Annotated in this window: 21 protein-coding genes; 17 read left to right on the top strand and 4 right to left on the bottom strand. The window is 54.7% G+C overall.

Features of this window, described 5'->3' with window-relative positions:
• Positions 1-30 precede the first annotated feature (30 nt).
• Positions 31-696: a PspA/IM30 family protein gene (locus IEY52_RS04080; protein ID WP_189000244.1), complete on the top strand. Its 666-nt coding sequence runs from the start codon at positions 31-33 to the stop codon at positions 694-696.
• 93 nt (positions 697-789) lie between these two features.
• Here the strand turns inward: IEY52_RS04080 and IEY52_RS04075 are convergent, their stop codons facing one another.
• Together IEY52_RS04075 and IEY52_RS04070 are read right to left on the bottom strand one after the other, a co-directional pair.
• Complete coding sequence (locus IEY52_RS04075; RefSeq protein ID WP_189000242.1) at positions 790-1,839, bottom strand: permease prefix domain 1-containing protein; 1,050 nt, start codon at positions 1,837-1,839, stop codon at positions 790-792.
• Positions 1,823-2,164: a PadR family transcriptional regulator gene (locus tag IEY52_RS04070; protein ID WP_189000240.1), complete on the bottom strand. Its 342-nt coding sequence runs from the start codon at positions 2,162-2,164 to the stop codon at positions 1,823-1,825. Before IEY52_RS04070 ends, IEY52_RS04075 begins: the two co-directional genes overlap by 17 nt.
• A gap of 191 nt (positions 2,165-2,355) precedes the next feature.
• On the opposite strand from IEY52_RS04070, the gene recF reads away from it, so the two are divergent.
• From recF to IEY52_RS04020, 10 genes are read left to right on the top strand one after another with little or no spacing between them, the layout of a single operon-like run.
• Positions 2,356-3,405, top strand: a complete 1,050-nt coding sequence (recF, locus tag IEY52_RS04065) for a DNA replication/repair protein RecF (protein ID WP_189000238.1) — start codon at positions 2,356-2,358, stop codon at positions 3,403-3,405.
• Positions 3,389-4,243, top strand: coding sequence for a DciA family protein (locus IEY52_RS04060; RefSeq protein WP_189000236.1), 855 nt, complete (start codon positions 3,389-3,391; stop codon positions 4,241-4,243). The genes recF and IEY52_RS04060 overlap by 17 nt, the downstream gene beginning before the upstream one ends.
• Positions 4,244-4,286: 43 nt before the next feature.
• Positions 4,287-4,784, top strand: coding sequence for a MogA/MoaB family molybdenum cofactor biosynthesis protein (locus IEY52_RS04055; protein ID WP_189000233.1), 498 nt, complete (start codon positions 4,287-4,289; stop codon positions 4,782-4,784).
• Positions 4,785-4,843: 59 nt separating this feature from the next.
• Positions 4,844-5,419 carry a hypothetical protein gene (locus IEY52_RS04050; RefSeq protein WP_189000230.1) on the top strand — a complete coding sequence of 192 codons (576 nt, stop codon included), beginning with the start codon at positions 4,844-4,846 and terminating at the stop codon, positions 5,417-5,419.
• A 50-nt stretch (positions 5,420-5,469) separates the two neighbouring features.
• Entirely contained in the window at positions 5,470-6,387 is a 918-nt protein-coding gene (locus tag IEY52_RS04045) for an STM4015 family protein (RefSeq protein ID WP_189000227.1), read from the top strand.
• A gap of 4 nt (positions 6,388-6,391) precedes the next feature.
• Positions 6,392-7,534 carry an STM4014 family protein gene (locus IEY52_RS04040; protein WP_189000224.1) on the top strand — a complete coding sequence of 381 codons (1,143 nt, stop codon included), beginning with the start codon at positions 6,392-6,394 and terminating at the stop codon, positions 7,532-7,534.
• On the top strand, positions 7,528-8,316 hold the full coding sequence (locus IEY52_RS04035) for an STM4013/SEN3800 family hydrolase (RefSeq protein WP_189000221.1): 789 nt from the start codon (positions 7,528-7,530) through the stop codon (positions 8,314-8,316). Before IEY52_RS04040 ends, IEY52_RS04035 begins: the two co-directional genes overlap by 7 nt.
• Entirely contained in the window at positions 8,313-9,635 is a 1,323-nt protein-coding gene (locus IEY52_RS04030; RefSeq protein WP_189000217.1) for an STM4012 family radical SAM protein, read from the top strand. The genes IEY52_RS04035 and IEY52_RS04030 overlap by 4 nt, the downstream gene beginning before the upstream one ends.
• A gap of 3 nt (positions 9,636-9,638) precedes the next feature.
• Entirely contained in the window at positions 9,639-10,175 is a 537-nt protein-coding gene (locus tag IEY52_RS04025) for an SMI1/KNR4 family protein (protein WP_189000214.1), read from the top strand.
• Complete coding sequence (locus IEY52_RS04020; RefSeq protein ID WP_189000210.1) at positions 10,172-11,053, top strand: STM4011 family radical SAM protein; 882 nt, start codon at positions 10,172-10,174, stop codon at positions 11,051-11,053. Before IEY52_RS04025 ends, IEY52_RS04020 begins: the two co-directional genes overlap by 4 nt.
• On the opposite strand, the gene IEY52_RS04015 is transcribed toward IEY52_RS04020, so the two are convergent.
• Both IEY52_RS04015 and IEY52_RS04010 read right to left on the bottom strand, forming a co-directional pair.
• Complete coding sequence (locus IEY52_RS04015) at positions 11,040-12,038, bottom strand: DUF6745 domain-containing protein (protein ID WP_189000208.1); 999 nt, start codon at positions 12,036-12,038, stop codon at positions 11,040-11,042. The genes IEY52_RS04020 and IEY52_RS04015 overlap by 14 nt on opposite strands.
• A complete protein-coding gene (locus IEY52_RS04010; RefSeq protein WP_189000205.1) occupies positions 12,038-12,337 on the bottom strand; it encodes a DUF8820 family protein in 300 nt (99 codons plus the stop codon). Before IEY52_RS04010 ends, IEY52_RS04015 begins: the two co-directional genes overlap by 1 nt.
• 152 nt (positions 12,338-12,489) lie before the next feature.
• On the opposite strand from IEY52_RS04010, the gene IEY52_RS04005 reads away from it, so the two are divergent.
• From IEY52_RS04005 to IEY52_RS03980, 6 genes are all read left to right on the top strand, one after another.
• Positions 12,490-13,248, top strand: a complete 759-nt coding sequence (locus IEY52_RS04005; RefSeq protein WP_189000202.1) for a DUF4344 domain-containing metallopeptidase — start codon at positions 12,490-12,492, stop codon at positions 13,246-13,248.
• 402 nt (positions 13,249-13,650) lie between these two features.
• Positions 13,651-14,211, top strand: coding sequence for a hypothetical protein (locus IEY52_RS04000; protein WP_189000197.1), 561 nt, complete (start codon positions 13,651-13,653; stop codon positions 14,209-14,211).
• A gap of 130 nt (positions 14,212-14,341) precedes the next feature.
• Positions 14,342-14,668 carry a hypothetical protein gene (locus tag IEY52_RS03995; RefSeq protein ID WP_189000194.1) on the top strand — a complete coding sequence of 109 codons (327 nt, stop codon included), beginning with the start codon at positions 14,342-14,344 and terminating at the stop codon, positions 14,666-14,668.
• 126 nt (positions 14,669-14,794) lie between these two features.
• Positions 14,795-15,736 (top strand): alpha/beta hydrolase, encoded by a 942-nt coding sequence (locus IEY52_RS03990; RefSeq protein WP_189000191.1) that lies wholly within the window; start codon positions 14,795-14,797, stop codon positions 15,734-15,736.
• Between the two features lie 33 nt (positions 15,737-15,769).
• The gene (locus tag IEY52_RS03985) at positions 15,770-16,039 is read left to right on the top strand and encodes an autorepressor SdpR family transcription factor (protein ID WP_189000188.1); all 270 of its coding nucleotides are present in this window, start codon (positions 15,770-15,772) and stop codon (positions 16,037-16,039) included.
• A complete protein-coding gene (locus IEY52_RS03980; protein WP_189000186.1) occupies positions 16,036-16,728 on the top strand; it encodes an SdpI family protein in 693 nt (230 codons plus the stop codon). The genes IEY52_RS03985 and IEY52_RS03980 overlap by 4 nt, the downstream gene beginning before the upstream one ends.
• The last annotated feature ends 198 nt before the right edge of the window (positions 16,729-16,926 follow it).

Here is a 16,926-nt window from a genome sequence, read left to right as displayed (position 1 = left end):
CATGCGTATCAGCAAACAGGAGGAACACCCATGAGCATTCTTGACCGTTTAAGCCGCCTGATTCGTGCCAATGTCAACGACCTGATTTCCCGCGCGGAAGACCCCGAAAAAATCATCGAGCAGAGCATGATGGACATGCGAGACGCTTACGCCCAGGCCCGCAAGGAAGTGGCCGAATCCATGGCCCAGGGTGAAAAGCTCAAGCGTGAGCAGATGCTCAACAAAAAGCTCTCCGAGGAGTATGTGGTCAAAGCCCAGGAAGCCCTCAAACTGGGCAATGAAAACCTGGCCCGTGAAGCGCTGACCCGCAAGAAGAACTACGAGGACATCGCCAACGCATACTCCACCCAGATCCAGCAGCAGGACAGCATCATTGAAGAGCTGAAAACCCAGTTGCGGGCTCTGGAAGGCAAGATCAGCGAATTCCAGGCCAAGAAGGAACTGCTGCAGGCCCGCCAGAAAGGTGCAGAGGCCACCCAGACCCTGGAGCGCATCTCTGGTTTTGACAAGAGCAAAGGGGCCATGTCTGCTTTTGAAGACATGGAGCGCAAGGTTTCTGGCATGGAAGACCAGGCCAAGGCCATGGGACAGCTTCGCAAGGAATCTGACATCGATGAGCAGCTCAAAGACCTGGGCCGCGACAAAGAGATTGACGAGGAGCTTGAAGCCCTCAAGCGTTCCATGGGCCAGTCTTAAACCCTCAGCCTGAACCTGATGCAACAAAACAGACCCCCGAGAATGCCTCGGGGGTTTTTGCAGGAGTGTGCCGTGGATGTGCAGGTGGAAAGGTCAGAAATGCCGGGCGATGTCTTCTGGATTCGGGAAGATTTCAGTGTATTTTGGCTTTGCAGGATCTCCAGAAAGCCTGAGAAACACATCTCCGGTTTTTGCGTTTTTGAGCGAAACGGGCTGCAGCTCTCTGGGATTGGTGTATAAAGCCACTTTGCCGTTCAGGGCCTCTCCCAGCACCATGGAAAGGGCACGAAGAGGTTTGCCCTGGGCATCGTAAAGGTCTGCAGAAGGTTTTTGCAGCAGTGCATAAACCTCTCCGTCTGGTGCGTCTGGAACCTTGATGGTGATGCGTTCAGAGTGGGTTCTGGTGTATTCGTCGTTCATGAAAACCAGCTGGGTCTGGGTGAGGTCTTCGATGTCTTTCTGGATCAGGGAAAGGTAGAAATCTGTAGCGTCATAAGGGATGGTCTGGTTTTCAAACTTGACCCTGGAATTTTGCATTTCGATTTGTGGGTTGATCAGGCCAGAAACCTTGATGTTTTTGTTGATGTAAAGCCCGCGCAGCAGAACAGAGACCTCCACAGCAGCGTTCTCAGGGGTGGTGCCCAGCAGATGGGTGGAAGGCAGGTGGATGTTTTCCCCATTGAGGTACAGCTGTGGGGCTTTCTGCAGCAGACCTTCCATCCTGAACTCTGCGGTGATGTCCAGTTGCTGCAGCAAGGGTGTGAGGTCGTGCAATGAAATGTAGTGCTGGGGCAAAAGACAGCTATTGCTGGACGTGCAGGGAGGGGTTTTCTGGAACACCTCTATGGTTCTCAGGTTCTGCGCCTGTGTGACCAGCAGTGTTCCCACCAGTGCAGTGACCATCAAAGCTTTCCCAAAAGCAGGAAGCCCATGGGTTTTCAGCAGTCCGGCATTCAGTTCCTGTGGTTTTCCCAGAGACTGCAAGGCACTTTCCAGGGCCTCCTGTTCGGATTTGCCAAATGCCATCTGAAAGTGCATTTTCTCGTAGATGTGGGAATACAATTCCTGTTTGATGTGCTGGCGTTTCTGACCCCACAACCCACGGGTTGCCCGATTCAGGTACTGTTCAATTTGCTTTTGCATGTCTGTTTCCTCCGAAGGCTTTCATGGCCTGCTGGAAGCTCTGCCATTCCTGGCGTTTGTCTTGCAGGGCTTTCCTTCCTGATTCGGTGAGTTTGTAATATTTGCGGGGTGGACCCCCAATGGGGGAGGGCTGGGTTTCGGTGTCAATCCAGCCTGCTTTTTCCAGACGGTGCAGGGCAGGATACAGCGTGCCCTCTTTGAAGCTGAAAAAGCCTTCGGTTTGCACCTGCACTTCCTGAATGATGCGCAGCCCATACAGCGGCTCTTTTTCCAGGGTGGCCAGCAGGATCAGGTCGAGGTGTCCTTTTAAAGTGTTGGCGTCCATAAACCTCCTTTCATCTACTTTGTATGGCTACATAGTTACACAAAGTAGTGGATCTGGCAAGTCTGTTCTGAAAAGCACAAAGACATCGCAAGGAAAATCCTCCATTGATACATCGTTTATGGCCTTCTGCCTTCCGACTTCTGCCTTCTGCTCTGTTCCCCGCATGGAGTCACAAAGGCACATGCTGTAGGATGATGCTCGTGATTCTGCGCCTCCTCACCACCCTCAACTACCGCAACCTCAGAGACCAGGACATGCGTTTTGAAGACGGCATCCACTCCATTTCAGGACTGAACGGACAGGGAAAAACCAACGTTCTGGAAGCCATCTATCTGGTTTTAACAGGCGTGGTGGATGCAGGCAGGCTGCAGCAACTGGTGCGCTTTGAAGAAACCGAAGCCTACGTGAAAGCCACCCTGGAGCGCGATGAAGGCCACAGCATCGCAGAAGTTGGGATTGGCCGGGGAAAACGCCTGATGAAACTGGACGGCATTCGGGTCAAAAGCGCAGAACTGCTGCGTGGAGGGGCCGTTTTCATTGCCCCAGAAGACAGCGAGATTGTGTTTGGCAGCCCCAGTGGGCGCAGAAAATTTCTGGATGATCTGCTGTCCAAAATCAGTGCCCGCTATGCCCAGGGCCTGGACCTGTACCAGAAAAACCTGGCCCAGCGCAATGCAGCCCTCAAGAACGATGAACAGTGGGCTTTAGAAGTCTTCGATGCCAAACTGACCGAACTGGGCACCCTGCTGATGGACCTCCGTCAACGGGCCATCCAGAAAATCCAGCAGTATGCCAGCGATGCCCACACCCGCATTGGGGGCAGGGGGGAACTGGGCATCACCTTGCAAGAAACCACCTCCATTCAGGGATACGCCAGGGATTTTCTTCTGAGGCGCTCAGAGGAATTTGCCCGCCAGAGCACGGTGATTGGACCTCACCGGGACGATCTGGTTTTGACTTTGCGGGGTCAGCCAGCTTCAGATTTTGCCAGCAGGGGAGAAGCCAGAACCATAGCGCTCGCCCTCAGGTACGCCGAGTACGAACTCTTGTTTGAACGCTACCAGGAAAACCCCATCCTCTTGATTGACGACTTCAGTGCAGAACTCGATCCAGAGCGCAGAAATGCCCTGATCGAACTGGCAAAACGCAGTCCTCAAGCCCTGATCACCGGAACCGAACCCCTGCCCCACGCAGCACACCACTACCGCATGGAGGGAGGCCACCTTGAAAGAATTCAATAACCTGCTGTTCAAAATGATGCGCAGACAGGGTCTCCAGGGTGGTGTGGAGCGTGCCCGTGCAGTGGCCGTGTGGCCCCAGGTGGTGGGACCCCAACTCAGCAAAATGACCCGTGCCCGTGCGGTGCAGGACAAGGTTCTGGTGGTGGAGGTGCAGGATTCGGTGGTGGCCCACCACCTCTCCTTGCAGCGCACCCGCTTTGTGACCCGACTGTCCGAGGTGCTGGGAGAGGGCAGAATCCAGGACATCAAATTTGTGGTGGGCACGGTGAATTCCCCGGTGGACCAGCCCAGGCCTCCTTCTCCTCCCAGGCTGACCGCCCGTGACCTGGAAACTGTGGAGCACCTGATTGAGGATGTGCCAGAGCACTTCCGGGAAACCGCACGCAAAGCTGCAGAGGCGGTGCTGCAATCCAAACGCCTGCGCTCCCAGAAGGGCTTCAAGCCCTGCCCTGCCTGCAGGACCCTGACCGATCGGGAAGGCCTGTGTTTGCCCTGCCGGGACCTGACGTTAAGCAACCAGGTGCAATCGGTGGCCAGAAAACTGCAGGACAATCCAGATTTGCAGTTTCAACTTGAAAAATTCCCCTACCTGACCGAGGATGGCCTGAAGGTGGCAGCCCACATCGCCTTTGAAAACGTCCAGAAACAACTCAGCGATGTTTTGCTGGACTTCATTCAGTCCAAAGGAGAGGCTGCCCTGCAAAAACGCTTGCAGGAACGCTCTTACGTGATGCTGGCCCTGGAATACGCCCAGAAACTGGAATCCATAGACCGCAAATGGTGGAAGAAACTTCCTGAACCTGTGCAGCATGCTTTAAAAGTGGAGACACACAGGTAGAAACGGGGGTGGGCTTCGGGTTTGCCCATGATAAATTGTTCCCATGACCCAACCCGAACACAAATCCCAGGCTCCCCGGCAGGTGCGGATGGCCATCATCACCATTTCTGACACCCGCACGCTGGACAATGACCACAGCGGCAATTATCTGATTTCAGAGCTGGAAAAAGCAGGTCATCTGCTGGTGGGTCGGACCATCGTCAAAGACGAAAAAGACCAGATCAAGGCGGCTTTTCAGGGTTTCATGCAGGAGGCCCAGATCGTGATCAGTTCAGGTGGGACGGGCATCACAGGTCGGGATGTGACCATTCCGGTCATGGAAAGCCTGATCGAGAAACCCATGCCAGGGTTCGGTGAGCTTTTCAGGATGCTGTCTTACCAGCAGGTGAAGGGGGCCGCCATGCTGTCGAGGGCTGTGGGAGGTCTGGCTGGAAAGACCCTGCTTTTTGCCCTTCCTGGAAGCCTCAATGCCGTTCAGACCGGCTGGGAGGGTTTGCTGCGGGATGAACTGGCCCACCTGGCTTTTGAAGTGGTGCGCTGACCGATTCCGGTTCTGGTAAAGTGCTTTAAATCCCATTTGAGGAGGTCATTTTGATTGACATGGATCTTGGGCAGGGGTACCGCATTCAGCCCATCACTTATCAGGAGTATCTGGACGCTTGCGCCAGAATTGAAGACCGGATTTTTGGAGATTATTTTGCGTTTCGCTGGACAGACACCCGCACCCCTGAGCAGCAGGCCCGAATTCAGGAACTGGGGAAAATGCCAAAAGGCATTCAGGTGTGCCTGGGTTTGTTTTTTGAAGGGGAACTGATTGGCTGGCAATATTCAGAGCAACTGAATGCCCAGACCATCGTCATGAAGGACACTGGGTGGCTTGCTGATCATCAGAACAAAGGGCTGTATTCCCGGTTGCTGCCTGAGCTTTTGAAGCTGTTTGAAGCCCTGGGGTTTGAAATGGTGCTCAGTTACCACAGGCAAACCAACAACCAGGTGATTCTGCCCAAACTCAAAGCGGGTTTTTTCATCAATGGGTTTCGGGTGGATTCGTATGGCATGAATGTGGAATTGATTTATGCCTTCAATCCAGATTACCGGGAAGCCCTGCATGTGCGCAGTGGATACCGGACCCCCAGGGGAAGAATGGCTGAGTTGCTGGGTCTGTCCGGGGTTTGATTTCAGACAGAAGTGGGTTATTCTGTTAACCACATAACGGAGGATTTGACATGGCCATCAGCGAACATTGGACCACTTTTGGCGGATTTCAGGTGCGCAACTGGGAACCTGGACAGCCCCTGAACCATCTGGAAAACACCATTTACCGCATTTCTGTGGAATACGATGACAAGACCTCCTGGGTGGAAAAGCTGCAGTCTTACCTGAACACTGTGGGCTCCGGGGCATCCCGTGGTCTGGTGGTGGGCATGTGGGGCACCGACAGTGAAGAATCTGCAACGGAGGCCCTGCAGGCACTGGTTGCAGCAAAACAACAGTTGCCCTTGCTGGAAGCCCTTTTCTTTGGAGACATCACCTACGAGGAAAATGAGATTTCCTGGATCTACAACACCGACCACCGCCCGGTTTTTGAGGCTTACCCCAACCTGCTGCACTACGGAACCCGGGGTGGCAATGACCTGCGTTTCACTGGCCTGAAAGCCCTGAAACTGCAAACCCTGATCGTGCAAACCGGAGGCATGTCTGCAGACACTGTGCGCGACATCATGCAGGCACAGTTGCCTGAACTGATTCATCTGGAACTGTACCTGGGCACCGAGGAATACGGGGCCAGTTATGAGATGGCAGACCTCACGCCCATTCTGGACGGCACCCTGTTTCCAAAACTGAAGCATCTTGGTCTCAAAAATGCCCAGAACCAGGATGAGATTGCACAGGTGATCGTGAATGCCCCTGTGCTGGCCCAGCTTGAAGTGCTGGACCTCTCTCTGGGGATCCTCACCGATGAGGGGGCACAGGCCCTGCTGAACCATGCAGAAGCCTGGGAGCACCTGCAGCGTCTGAATTTGCAACACCACTTCATCACTGAAGAGGTTCAGGAACGCTTTGAACCCCTCAAACCCCTGATCGACCTGGGAGATCCCCAGGACACCAATGACGACTGGCGTTTTGTCAGCATTGGCGAATAAAACCATGCTGCTGCCTTCCCGACCTGTGGTGGTGGTTGCTCCTCCTGCAAGCAGACGGGTGAAGGCTTTTCAGGCCAGCCTGCAAGAACTGGGCTGGCCTGCTGCCCGGGTGGTTTCTCCGCTGGAAGTCATCCAGAAAAAAGTGGATCTGGCTGCTGTGGTGCCACAGGGCAGTGTGGTGCGCATCGACGCTTCTGGTGAATGCTTGCAAACCGAGCGTGCCCTGCTGAAACTGGGACAGGAGGGTCTGGATAGCACAGATGCAGAAACCCTGGACCTGGAAAGAGGAGAGATCCTGCCTTCAGGGCAGTGGTACCTGGGTTTGCAGCGTTATTTTGCTTTGCTGCAAACCCAGTTGCAGCAGGCTCCACATCACCAGTGCACCATCGACTTTCAGGAGGCCCTGCAGCTTTTCGACAAGCGCATCACTTCCAGGAGATGGCAGCAGGCAGGGCTTCCTGTGCCTCCCTTCTTGTCTGAACCCCATGATTTTGAGGATTTGCTGGAACACATGAAAGCCTCAGGGCTGTCCAGGGTTTTTGTGAAACTGGCCCATGGCAGCAGTGCCAGTGGTGCGGTGGCACTGCACATCTCGGGGCAGGTTTCTGGAAAAACTGTGGAGTCTCGCCTCCGGGTTATCAGCACCGTGGAGATGGAAAATGGGAGGCTGTACAACTCCAGAAAACTGCGCCACTACGACCAGTGGGCAGACATCCAGACCCTCATCAACCTGCTGTGTCGGCATCCCCTTCAGGTCGAAGCCTGGGTGCCCAAGGCCACCTTTCAGGGCAAACCGATGGATCTGCGGGTGGTGGTGATTGGCCAGACCCCCATGCAGGCCATGGTGCGTCTGGGGCAGGGACCCATGACCAACCTGCATCTGGGCAACGAGAGGGGAGATGTGCAGGCCCTGCAAGACCGTATGGGTTCACACTGGTCCGAACTGGAGGCGACCTGCCAGAAAGCCATGCAGGTGTTTCCAAAATCGCTGTATGCAGGTCTGGATGTGCTTTTGCGCTCGGATTTTCGGCGGCATTGTTTGCTGGAAGGGAATGCTTTTGGGGATTACCACCGCAACGTGTTCTGGCAGGGCATGGACACCTTTACGGCCCAGCTTTTCAAACTGCAGGAGAGGCAACCATGCTGAATGTGCGGGCCATGATCGGCACCCATGATGTTTTTATGATCACGCTGGACAGCCTGCGTTTCGATGTGGCTGAAAAAGCCCAGTTGCCCCACCTGAAAAAGCACTTTTCTGCATGGGAGAAACGGCACAGTCCAGCCAGCTTCACTTACGCTGCCCACCATGCGTTTTTCTCGGGCTTTTTGCCCACGCCTGCCCGACCCGGACGGCATCCCAGGCTTTTTGCAGCCCGTTTTCAGGGTTCGGAGACCACCCACCCGGAGACTTTTGTCTTTGAGGAGGCCACCCTTCCAGAAGCACTGGCGGCCAGAGGTTACCGCACGGTATGCATTGGTGGGGTGGGTTTCTTCAATCAGGAAACCCCACTGGGACAGGTGCTTCCAGGGCTCTTTCAGGAAAGCCACTGGAGCAGGGACATGGGGGTGACCCGGCGGCACTCCACGCAGGCCCAGATCAGAGTGGCCCTGAATGTGTTGCGGGAACAGCCTGCAGACCAGAGGCTCTTTCTGTTTCTCAACCTCAGTGCCACCCACCGGCCCACCCACATCTTTCACCCTGAACTGCAACAAGATTCTGCAGAAACCCAGCAGGCTGCCCTGGAACAGGCCGAAAACCATCTGGTGGAGCTTCTGGAAGCTCAGGATGCTCGTGGCCCTGCACTGGTGATCATCACCTCAGACCACGGTGAAGCTTTCGGAGAAGAGGGTTTCCATGGGCACCGCCTGGGCCATGAGGTGGTCTGGACGGTGCCTTACGCTGAATGTGTGATCGGAGCTGGACCATGAGTGCAAAACCCAACCTGAAATCTCTGCTGGACGCCAGAAACCCTTATCTGGGCTACACCTATGCTTACCCGCACAAGACGGCTTATCGGGATTTGCCTCCTGTAGATTTGCAAGACGTCTGGAAAGACCAGGACAGAAGCCAGCTTTTTCTGTACCTGCACATCCCCTTCTGTGAAATGCGCTGTGGGTTCTGCAACCTGTTCACCACGGTGAATGCCCCCAGACCCCTGGAAAAAGCCTATCTGGACACCCTGGAGCTGCAGGCCAGAACCACCCGTGAAAGGCTGGGTGAGGCCCACTTCTCCCGTTTTGCCATTGGAGGCGGGACCCCCACCCACCTGGAACCTGCAGACCTTGAAAGGCTGTTTGACATTGCTGCGTTGTTTGGCGTGGCCTTTGAGAAGGTGCCCACCAGTGTGGAAACCAGTCCAGCCACTGCCACTCCAGACCGCCTGCAGGTGCTCTCAGGGCATCAGGTGAACCGGGTCAGCATTGGAATCCAGAGTTTTCTGGAACAGGAAGTCAAATCGGTGGGGCGCACCCAGGACAACAGCACGGTGCATCAGGCGCTCAGCACCATCCGGGAAGCAGGCATTCCAGTCCTCAACCTGGATCTGATTTATGGCCTGTCCCACCAGACGCCTGAAAGCTGGCTGCAGTCGCTGAAAAAAGCCATGGAATACAGCCCCGAAGAAATGTTTTTGTATCCCCTCTATGTCAGGCCCCTGACCGGAATTGGCCGTTCTGGACGCAGCTGGGAGGACGAGCGTCTGGAACTGTACCGTCTGGGTCGCGATTTCCTGCTTTCTGAGGGTTACGAACAGGTCAGCATGCGCTTTTTCAGAAAATCTGCGTCTGGAACAGCTGCGCCTGTGTATTGCTGTCAGGAGGATGGGATGGTGGGTCTGGGCTGTGGTGCACGCTCTTACACCAGCAACCTGCACTACTCCAGCGAATACGCCGTGGGCCAGACTGGGGTCAAAGAAATCCTCTGGGATTATGTGAAACGGGATACCACATCTTTTCAGCAGGTTCAGTATGGCATTCAGCTGGATCTGGACACCCGCAAACGGCGATTCATTCTGCAATCCATCCTGCATGCCTCTGGCCTGAGCCAGCACCATTACCAGAAGCTTTTTGCAACAGATTTTGCTCAGGATTACCCTGAGTTGCTGGACCTGCTGAACCTTGGACTTGCCACCGATCAGGCAGGAACCTGGACCCTGACCCCTGCAGGGCTGGAGGTCTCGGATGTGATTGGACCGTGGTTTTATGCCCCGGAGATTCAGGACCGCATGTCCGACTTCATTTTAAGGTGACCCATGATGCCCGGTGATATTTCTCTGATCGAACGCCTTCGTGAACGTGCCCTGGACCCCACCAGGGCCACCGATGAACACCTTGATCCGGGCTGGACGCCACCCATCAGCCATGTGGCCAGTCCTGTGTTGACGCCAGAGCGACTTTTTGAGCTGGAGCAGGAAATGGGGTCTGGTTTGCCCGAATTGCTCCGTCAGGTATACACGCAGGTGGGGGAGGGGAATTTTGGCCCGGGTTACGGCCTGATGCCTTTCAAGGACCACAAATACACCTCCAGTTCTGCAGCCGTGCTGCCCCTGTACCAGTCTTTTCTGGAAAAAGGCTGGCCTGAACACCTGCTGATGTTCTGCTGCTGGGGTTGCACCATCTATTCGGTGATCAACCTGCAGACCGAACAGGTGGGGGTGCTGGATCTGGAAGGCTGGGATGAAAGCACGCCTGCAGAAGATTGTATTTTCTGGCAGAAATCCAGCCTGCAGGATTGGTTTGAAGCCTGGCTCGCTGGTGAGAACCTGTTCTTTGAACTGGACGAAGAATGAACCTTTCGGTGTTGTATCGGGGAGCACTGGAAACCTGCAATTACGATTGCTCGTATTGCCCTTTTGCAAAACGCCCGGAGACCCCAGAAAAACGCCAGCAGGACACGGAAAGCCTGGAGAAATTTCTGGGCTGGGTGCGCCGGGAAACCGATGTGCAGTTCAGCATTTTCTTCACGCCCTGGGGAGAGGCCCTGCCCATCCAGCGGTATCAGAAAGCCATTGCAGAGCTGTCCCATTTTCCACATGTGGAGAAGGTGGTGATGCAAACCAACCTGAGCGCCAGACTGGATTTTCTGCAGGAGTGCCAGAAGGGGAAACTGGCCTTCTGGTGCACCTACCATCCTTCCCAGGTGAAGCGGGAGAAGTTTTTGCAACAGTGCCATGCTCTCAAATCCTGGGGGGTGAGGTTCAGTGTGGGGGTGGTGGGGAAGCCCTCCCATTTTCAGGAGATTCAGGATTTGCGCCGGGACCTGCCCGAAGAAGTGTACCTGTGGGTCAATGCCTACCAGAAAGGCTCCCAGATGTACCCTTACACCCCAGAGCAAACCCAGCTTCTGGGCAGCATCGACCCGTTGTTTGAACTGAACACCCGAAAATATGCCAGCCGTGGAAAGTCCTGTTTTGCAGGCGAAACGGTGGTCACTGTGGACGAGCACGGAGACATCCGGCGCTGTCATTTTGTGGATCAGGTGCTGGGCAACATTCACGCCCCGGACTGGCGCAATGCGCTTCAATCCAGGGCGTGCAGCAGAAGGTTCTGTGATTGTCACATCGGGTATGTGCACCTGAAAGAACTGGAACTGTACCCGGTGTTTGAGGGGGGCATTCTGGAAAGAATCCCTGCAGAAAAAGGTTCAGGACTGCTCAGGTCTCCATGATCGGCTGGTAAAGTCTGGGGTCATCGAAGCCAGCGATCCAGGCTGCGGCCTGCTGGGCTTTTTGCATGCCTGGAGGAACCCGGATCACGTAATTGCGGTCCGTGGAGGGGCAGATCACCCACAGGGCCACCAGATCTTCATCTCCCTGCATCTGGACTTTCAGCAGTTTTCTGGGACCGCCTGTGTCGGTGTCCTGGTCCAGAATCTGGGCATCCACTTCTGACAGGAAAGCTTCATAACCCAGTCGCTCCAGTTTGACGCGGCGCAATTCGGCATTGTCGGTGTCCAGCACCTCCTGACCTGTGATGGTTTCTGGCTGGAAGGCAATTCTGGATTCAACGGGTACCCCTTTCCAGCGCAGAGGCACCTGCAGATGGTCATTCACATGGGTGATGCCAGTATCCGCCAGGTCCACCCATCCGCTGATTTGCAGGGTTGTGGGCAGTTCTTTCAGGTTTTCACAGCCCCTCAGGTCCAGGCAGGCCACCTTGCTGAGCCAGGAGGGCAGGGCTTTCAGGCGGGTGCATCCCCGCAGCACCACGTGGCCCCCCAGCACCTTTGCCTGTGCTGGCAAGTGCTCCATGGCACTGCAGCCACTGACATCCAGAAAATACACTTCCAGATGTTCAGGCAGGGTTTTCAGGTTCACGCAGTCCCGCACAATCAGAGAACCCACTTTCAGGCCCTGTGGAAGACAAATCAGGCTGGTGCAGCCTTCCAGATCCAGTTTGAATTTGACTTTCAAAGAGGAGGGCAGGGTTTCCAGATGGGTGTATCCAGCCAGCAAGGTGCCTGTGGTGAGACCTTCAGGCAGGCTTTTCAGGCGGGGGCATTCCTGCACGTCCAGCACATCACAGGTCAGGTGTGCAGGGAGGTGGGTCAGGCGTTTCTCGCCTTTGAAGCTCAGGGTGCCCTGCACGGTCAGATGCTCTGGAGCATGGCCAGACAGGATCAGTTTGTGCGCCTCCTGGGCCGTCAGCACCATCAGTCCAGCACCCGGCGGATGGCCTGGGGGGTGTACTCGCGCTGCATCCAGCTTTTGTAGATGCCTTTTGGCAATGGAATGGTTTTGTGTTCCTCGTGGATCAGGTGGGCCAGACCTGCGGTGACTTCAATGTAAATTTCGCCGTGCAGTTGCCAGAGTTGCACGGTGGCAGGGTCCTGAATGCGGTGGCTGTGTCCGGTCAATTCTCCTCTGGCCAGGATGGTTCCGGGGCGCTCCTGGGCTCCTGCGGGCAGGTGTTCAATGGATTGAATCAGCACATCTCCGTGTCGGTAAAGCATAAAACCTCCTAAAAAATGATCTTATATTTAGTATATAACATAATAAGATCGGATGGTGAGGAATCATTTGAAAATGTTTTTGAGCTGCAGGAGGGCATCAGATACGGCCTTGGAAATGCTATGGTAAGACCCCATCCCTTATCATGGCAATCATGGCATTGCCCCGCTTCTTCTCCAAAATGCTGTTGCTGCTGGCCCTGGGTGCAGGATCTGCTTCAGCTCAACTGGCCCTCACCTTTGAAAAAGGCCAGACCAAGACCCACCAGTCCATCCAGCAGGTGCTTTCCAAAAGCCAGTACCTGAAAGATTTTGCCACGTACTTCAATGACCGCATCAAATTCCCCAGAAAACTGAAAATCCAGTTCCTCTCCTGCGATGAAGAAAACGCCTATTACGCCCCGGACACCCACAGCATCGAAATGTGCTACGAACTGATCAACCTGTACAGCAAACTGGAAGAAAAAGACACCAGCAAAGAAGACAGAATGCTCAATGCCACGGTCTTCACCTTGCTGCATGAACTGGGGCACGCCCTGATTGACCAGCTGAAATTGCCTTCCACGGGCAGGGAAGAGGACGCTGTAGACCAGTTTGCCACCCTGGCTTTGCTCTCTCTGGAAGACGAGGCAGGCATTTACAGTGGCATCACCCAGTTTCTCTCAGACGCAGAGGAGGACGCAGAAGGAGAACTGGATTTCTCAGATTCCCATTCCCTGAACATGCAGCGCATGTACGACATGACCTGCCTGGTCTATGGCAGCAACCCCAAAAAGTTCAAGAGCATCCCCAGGGATTATGACCTCCCAAAAGAGCGTTCCAGCACCTGTCAGGAAGAGTACAGTCATGCCAGGTATGCCTGGAACACTCTTTTGAAGCCCTACCTCAAGAGTTCCAGAATGGATTTGCTTTAACCCGAACCGCCCGCAGCATCCAGAAAATCAACCCTTCTGAAGTGGCTCGGCACTTCCCTGAGGCGGGAAACCTTTAGCCCATTCTGAGGGAATTTGCACCCCTGATGCATCCTCGATTTATGCGTTCTGGACAGCATTGTTTTGTGATTGTCCTGTCATCCAAACGGTAGAATTCTCATCTCTATAAGTGCTACAATGAACAGGTTGCAAGCGAGGTGTCAGCAGCAAAGCTGGACCTCCACGGACTGCCAGGAGCAGTCCATTGCCCACCCCAACCCCATACACCTGCCAGTTTTCCAGAGCTTTTTCTTGCTGGCGGTGTTGTTGTGAAACTCTCCAGAATCCGTGGACACCCGACCATTCACGACAGGTGCTGACCTGCACCTGAGCCAAGGAGAAAACATGACTTTTAATCCCCAATGGAACACCCAGGACCATCTGGATGCCGTGATGCAATTGCTGGACTTGCAGGAATCTGCCTCCAGTGAAGAGATCCGCAAAGTGCTGAATTGCCCCGCCGTGGCTGCACACGGGGTGCTGGAAGAATTGATTGCCCAGGGCTTTGTACAGACCGTGGGCAAGAGCAGTGCCGTGCGTTACATCAAACGTGCTTTTGACCACGACATGGACCTGGTGCATGAAGAGTGGTTCCCCAGGCTCAGCGAGTGGTTTGCCACAGGCAGGGCCGAAAGCCACTTTGGTGTGTCCAGCCAGCTGAACCTGAATGCCCGTGAAGCCAAAGCCACCCTGGAAGAAATGCGCAGACAGGGCATGCTGTTTGGGAAGTTTGTGGGCAGCATGTGCATTTACTCGCTGCGCGAACGGGGCATCACCCGGCAGGCTTCCGGAGCTCAACTGGAAGCACTGGCCAGCACACCGCGCAAGAAACGCCAGGATGCCTTGCAGGAGGCGATCCAGAAACCCACAGCCAGACCCACCCGGGCCAGAGGACTCAGAAATTGAAGTCCTCTTTTTTTATGGTTTTGCAGGATTTTTGACCGACTCTGCAGGCTGCAAATTTTAACCTGAGCTGGTGGCTGGTTTTTCTGATTTTCCATTCCCTTTGACCGCCCACTCATTTTGAGGAGGGGACATGCAATCTGAATTCATTTCCAGACACCAGCAATCAGGTCAGATCAATGGCATTCCGGTGCAGGGGCACATTCACATGCTGGGCAGTCCAGGCAAGGCAGCAGTGGTCTATGGAGACATCTGCATCCATTGCGAGGAGGACCGCATCAGGTTGCTGGCCCTGGACACCCTGATTTATCAGGGTCCCTGTTGTGATGGAGAGGGGCAACAAACCCGCATTGAACTGCCCATCCAGTGGTCAAATCTGGGTCAGGAAATGCTGTCTTTCTGCGGTCTGGTGGACATTGAGGATGCCTGGGTGCTCAGGCATGTGCGGCAGAAGAACTGAGGGGCACAGCCACCTGCTCCTTTGATGAAGGTGGGTCAAATTGCATATTTCGCAAAATTCCGAAATATGTGCTACATTGAATTCAGTAGTTCGGTGATTGGCGAAATACCGAACAAAGGAGATTCCATGCCCCAGACTTTCCGCACCACCCTGACCCTCAGCACCCTGGCCCTGATGGGCAGTGCCTTTGCCGCCACAGAAGCCATCTCACTGCCTGGAAAAGGTTTTGAACTGAAAGGCACCCTGCAAATCCCCGAAGGCAAAGGCCCTTTCCTGGTGGCCCTGATCATTGCAGGCTCTGGTCCCACAGACCGCGACGGCAACAACCCCCTGGCAGGCAAGAACAACAGCCTCAAAATGCTGGCCGAAGGGCTGGCCCAGAACGGCATCGCTTCACTGCGTTTCGACAAACGGGGCATCGCTGCAAGTGCCATTCCCAACATGAAAGAAGACGACCTGGTTTTTGAGGATTACGTGCAGGATGCCAGCCACCTTCTGGACCTCCTGAAAAAAGACCAGCGCTTCAACCGTTACGCCGTGCTGGGCCACAGTGAAGGTGCATTGATTGGATTGCTGGTGGCCAAACAGAACCCTGTGGACCGCTATGTGTCCATCTCTGGAGCAGGCAGCAATGCAGCAGACATCCTGCTGACGCAGCTCAAACCCCAGCTTCCTGCAACCCTCTATGACCAGAGTGCGGACCTGATCGCCAAACTGCGCAAAGGGCAGACCGGAGCTGTGCCCAGTCCTGCGCTGGCTTCCCTGTTCCGCCCCTCGGTGCAGCCCTACCTGATCTCCTGGTTCAAGCATGATCCCGCCAGAATTCTTACCACCCTGAACACCCCAGCCCTGATTGTGCAGGGAGAACGGGACTTGCAGGTGACACTGCAGGACGCACAAAAGCTGCATGCTGCTCAGCCCAAATCCAGACTGCTGGTGGTGCCCACCATGAACCATGTGCTGAAATCGGTGGCTGCAGATCAAAAGTCCAACATGGCGGCCTACAGCAATCCAGACCTTCCTCTGGCCGATGGGCTGTTGCAGGGTATCGTAGAATTTCTGAAATAAACCCTGAGATCCTGCAGGACCACCAGAGGAACCATGAACGAAGTCTTCAAAGCCCTGTCTGACCCCACCCGCAGAGAAATCTTGCGGGTGCTGCGGGAAAGCCCCAAAACCGCAGGCGAACTTGCCGACCTCTTTCCTCTGGCCAAAAGCACCCTCTCGGGGCATTTCAATGTCCTGAAAGCCGCTGGACTGGTGCGCACCGAAAAAGAAGGTACCACCATCACTTACTACCTCAATGCCACCGTGATGCAGGACGCCCTGACCCACATCATGGGGCTCTTCAAAGTGGGAGAAGAACCATGAACAACCTGAAAAACGATTTGTGGGCCTGGCTGGTCTTTGTGCTGGTCTGGGGATACATCGTTTACAACTTCGGATCCCTGCCAGACAGGGTTCCCGTGCACTACAACTTCCAGAATGTGCCAGACCGCTATGGACATCCTGCAGAAGTGTTCATCAACCTGGCCCTGATCGTGCCCTATTTTGCCCTGCTGTTCATGGAATCCACTGTTCTGGGCATGAAAGGCCAGCAGAACCAGCAGAACATGGCCCAGATCCAGCAGTATGCCCGCCTGATGTTGATCCTTCTGCCTTCTGGCATTGCTCTGGGAGAGGTGCTCACCTGGCAGGGCATCCTGGGCACCAGTGGCATGATGAAGGTGATTTTCAGCATGGTTGGCGTGTTCCTGATGCTCACGGGCAACATCTCACCGAGGGTCAGTCGCAATTTCCTCTCTGGTTTTCGCACGGCTTACACCCTCAGAAGCGACCTTGCATGGTATGACGTGAATCGCAAAGGAGCCTACCTGATGACCCTGTGTGGCTTGCTGGTGATCCTGCTCACCTGGGTGCTTCCCGGAAACTGGCCCATCTTTGGATTGCTGGGCAGTGTGGCCGTGTTGCTGCTGGGCATGTTGCAACTCGGGAAACGTGCAAAAACCCTCTGGGAGCAGGATGCCCGAAAGATCCCACTGGACCAGAAGCCGTTTTGATGGGATTCAACCAGAAATCAAATTTTGACATTAAGCTCTTCTCTTGAAATTTTTGGGAGAAGGGCTTTGTTTTCAGAATGTTGAAGGTGCCTAAACAATTATGGTAACTGTGGTTGCGGAAAGTTTTAGCACTGAAGTAAAGTGTAAACTGAGGTTGCATGAAAGATCACGCTAAAAATATCTCTTAAATATGCAGAA

Source organism: Deinococcus roseus, assembly GCF_014646895.1.
Taxonomy (GTDB): Bacteria; Deinococcota; Deinococci; order Deinococcales; family Deinococcaceae; genus Deinococcus_C; species Deinococcus_C roseus.
The sequence above is the reverse complement of the archived record's forward strand: the minus strand, read 5'-3'. Positions and strand labels throughout refer to the sequence as shown.

Coding starts and splice junctions, on each gene's coding strand:
- IEY52_RS04080 (WP_189000244.1), top strand. CDS start 31: ATGAGCATTCTTGACCGTTTAAGCCGCCTGATTCGTGCCAATGTCAAC.
- IEY52_RS04075 (WP_189000242.1), bottom strand. CDS start 1,839: ATGCAAAAGCAAATTGAACAGTACCTGAATCGGGCAACCCGTGGGTTG.
- IEY52_RS04070 (WP_189000240.1), bottom strand. CDS start 2,164: ATGGACGCCAACACTTTAAAAGGACACCTCGACCTGATCCTGCTGGCC.
- recF (WP_189000238.1), top strand. CDS start 2,356: ATGATGCTCGTGATTCTGCGCCTCCTCACCACCCTCAACTACCGCAAC.
- IEY52_RS04055 (WP_189000233.1), top strand. CDS start 4,287: ATGACCCAACCCGAACACAAATCCCAGGCTCCCCGGCAGGTGCGGATG.
- IEY52_RS04050 (WP_189000230.1), top strand. CDS start 4,844: ATGGATCTTGGGCAGGGGTACCGCATTCAGCCCATCACTTATCAGGAG.
- IEY52_RS04045 (WP_189000227.1), top strand. CDS start 5,470: ATGGCCATCAGCGAACATTGGACCACTTTTGGCGGATTTCAGGTGCGC.
- IEY52_RS04040 (WP_189000224.1), top strand. CDS start 6,392: ATGCTGCTGCCTTCCCGACCTGTGGTGGTGGTTGCTCCTCCTGCAAGC.
- IEY52_RS04035 (WP_189000221.1), top strand. CDS start 7,528: ATGCTGAATGTGCGGGCCATGATCGGCACCCATGATGTTTTTATGATC.
- IEY52_RS04030 (WP_189000217.1), top strand. CDS start 8,313: ATGAGTGCAAAACCCAACCTGAAATCTCTGCTGGACGCCAGAAACCCT.
- IEY52_RS04025 (WP_189000214.1), top strand. CDS start 9,639: ATGATGCCCGGTGATATTTCTCTGATCGAACGCCTTCGTGAACGTGCC.
- IEY52_RS04020 (WP_189000210.1), top strand. CDS start 10,172: ATGAACCTTTCGGTGTTGTATCGGGGAGCACTGGAAACCTGCAATTAC.
- IEY52_RS04015 (WP_189000208.1), bottom strand. CDS start 12,038: ATGGTGCTGACGGCCCAGGAGGCGCACAAACTGATCCTGTCTGGCCAT.
- IEY52_RS04010 (WP_189000205.1), bottom strand. CDS start 12,337: ATGCTTTACCGACACGGAGATGTGCTGATTCAATCCATTGAACACCTG.
- IEY52_RS04005 (WP_189000202.1), top strand. CDS start 12,490: ATGGCATTGCCCCGCTTCTTCTCCAAAATGCTGTTGCTGCTGGCCCTG.
- IEY52_RS04000 (WP_189000197.1), top strand. CDS start 13,651: ATGACTTTTAATCCCCAATGGAACACCCAGGACCATCTGGATGCCGTG.
- IEY52_RS03995 (WP_189000194.1), top strand. CDS start 14,342: ATGCAATCTGAATTCATTTCCAGACACCAGCAATCAGGTCAGATCAAT.
- IEY52_RS03990 (WP_189000191.1), top strand. CDS start 14,795: ATGCCCCAGACTTTCCGCACCACCCTGACCCTCAGCACCCTGGCCCTG.
- IEY52_RS03985 (WP_189000188.1), top strand. CDS start 15,770: ATGAACGAAGTCTTCAAAGCCCTGTCTGACCCCACCCGCAGAGAAATC.
- IEY52_RS03980 (WP_189000186.1), top strand. CDS start 16,036: ATGAACAACCTGAAAAACGATTTGTGGGCCTGGCTGGTCTTTGTGCTG.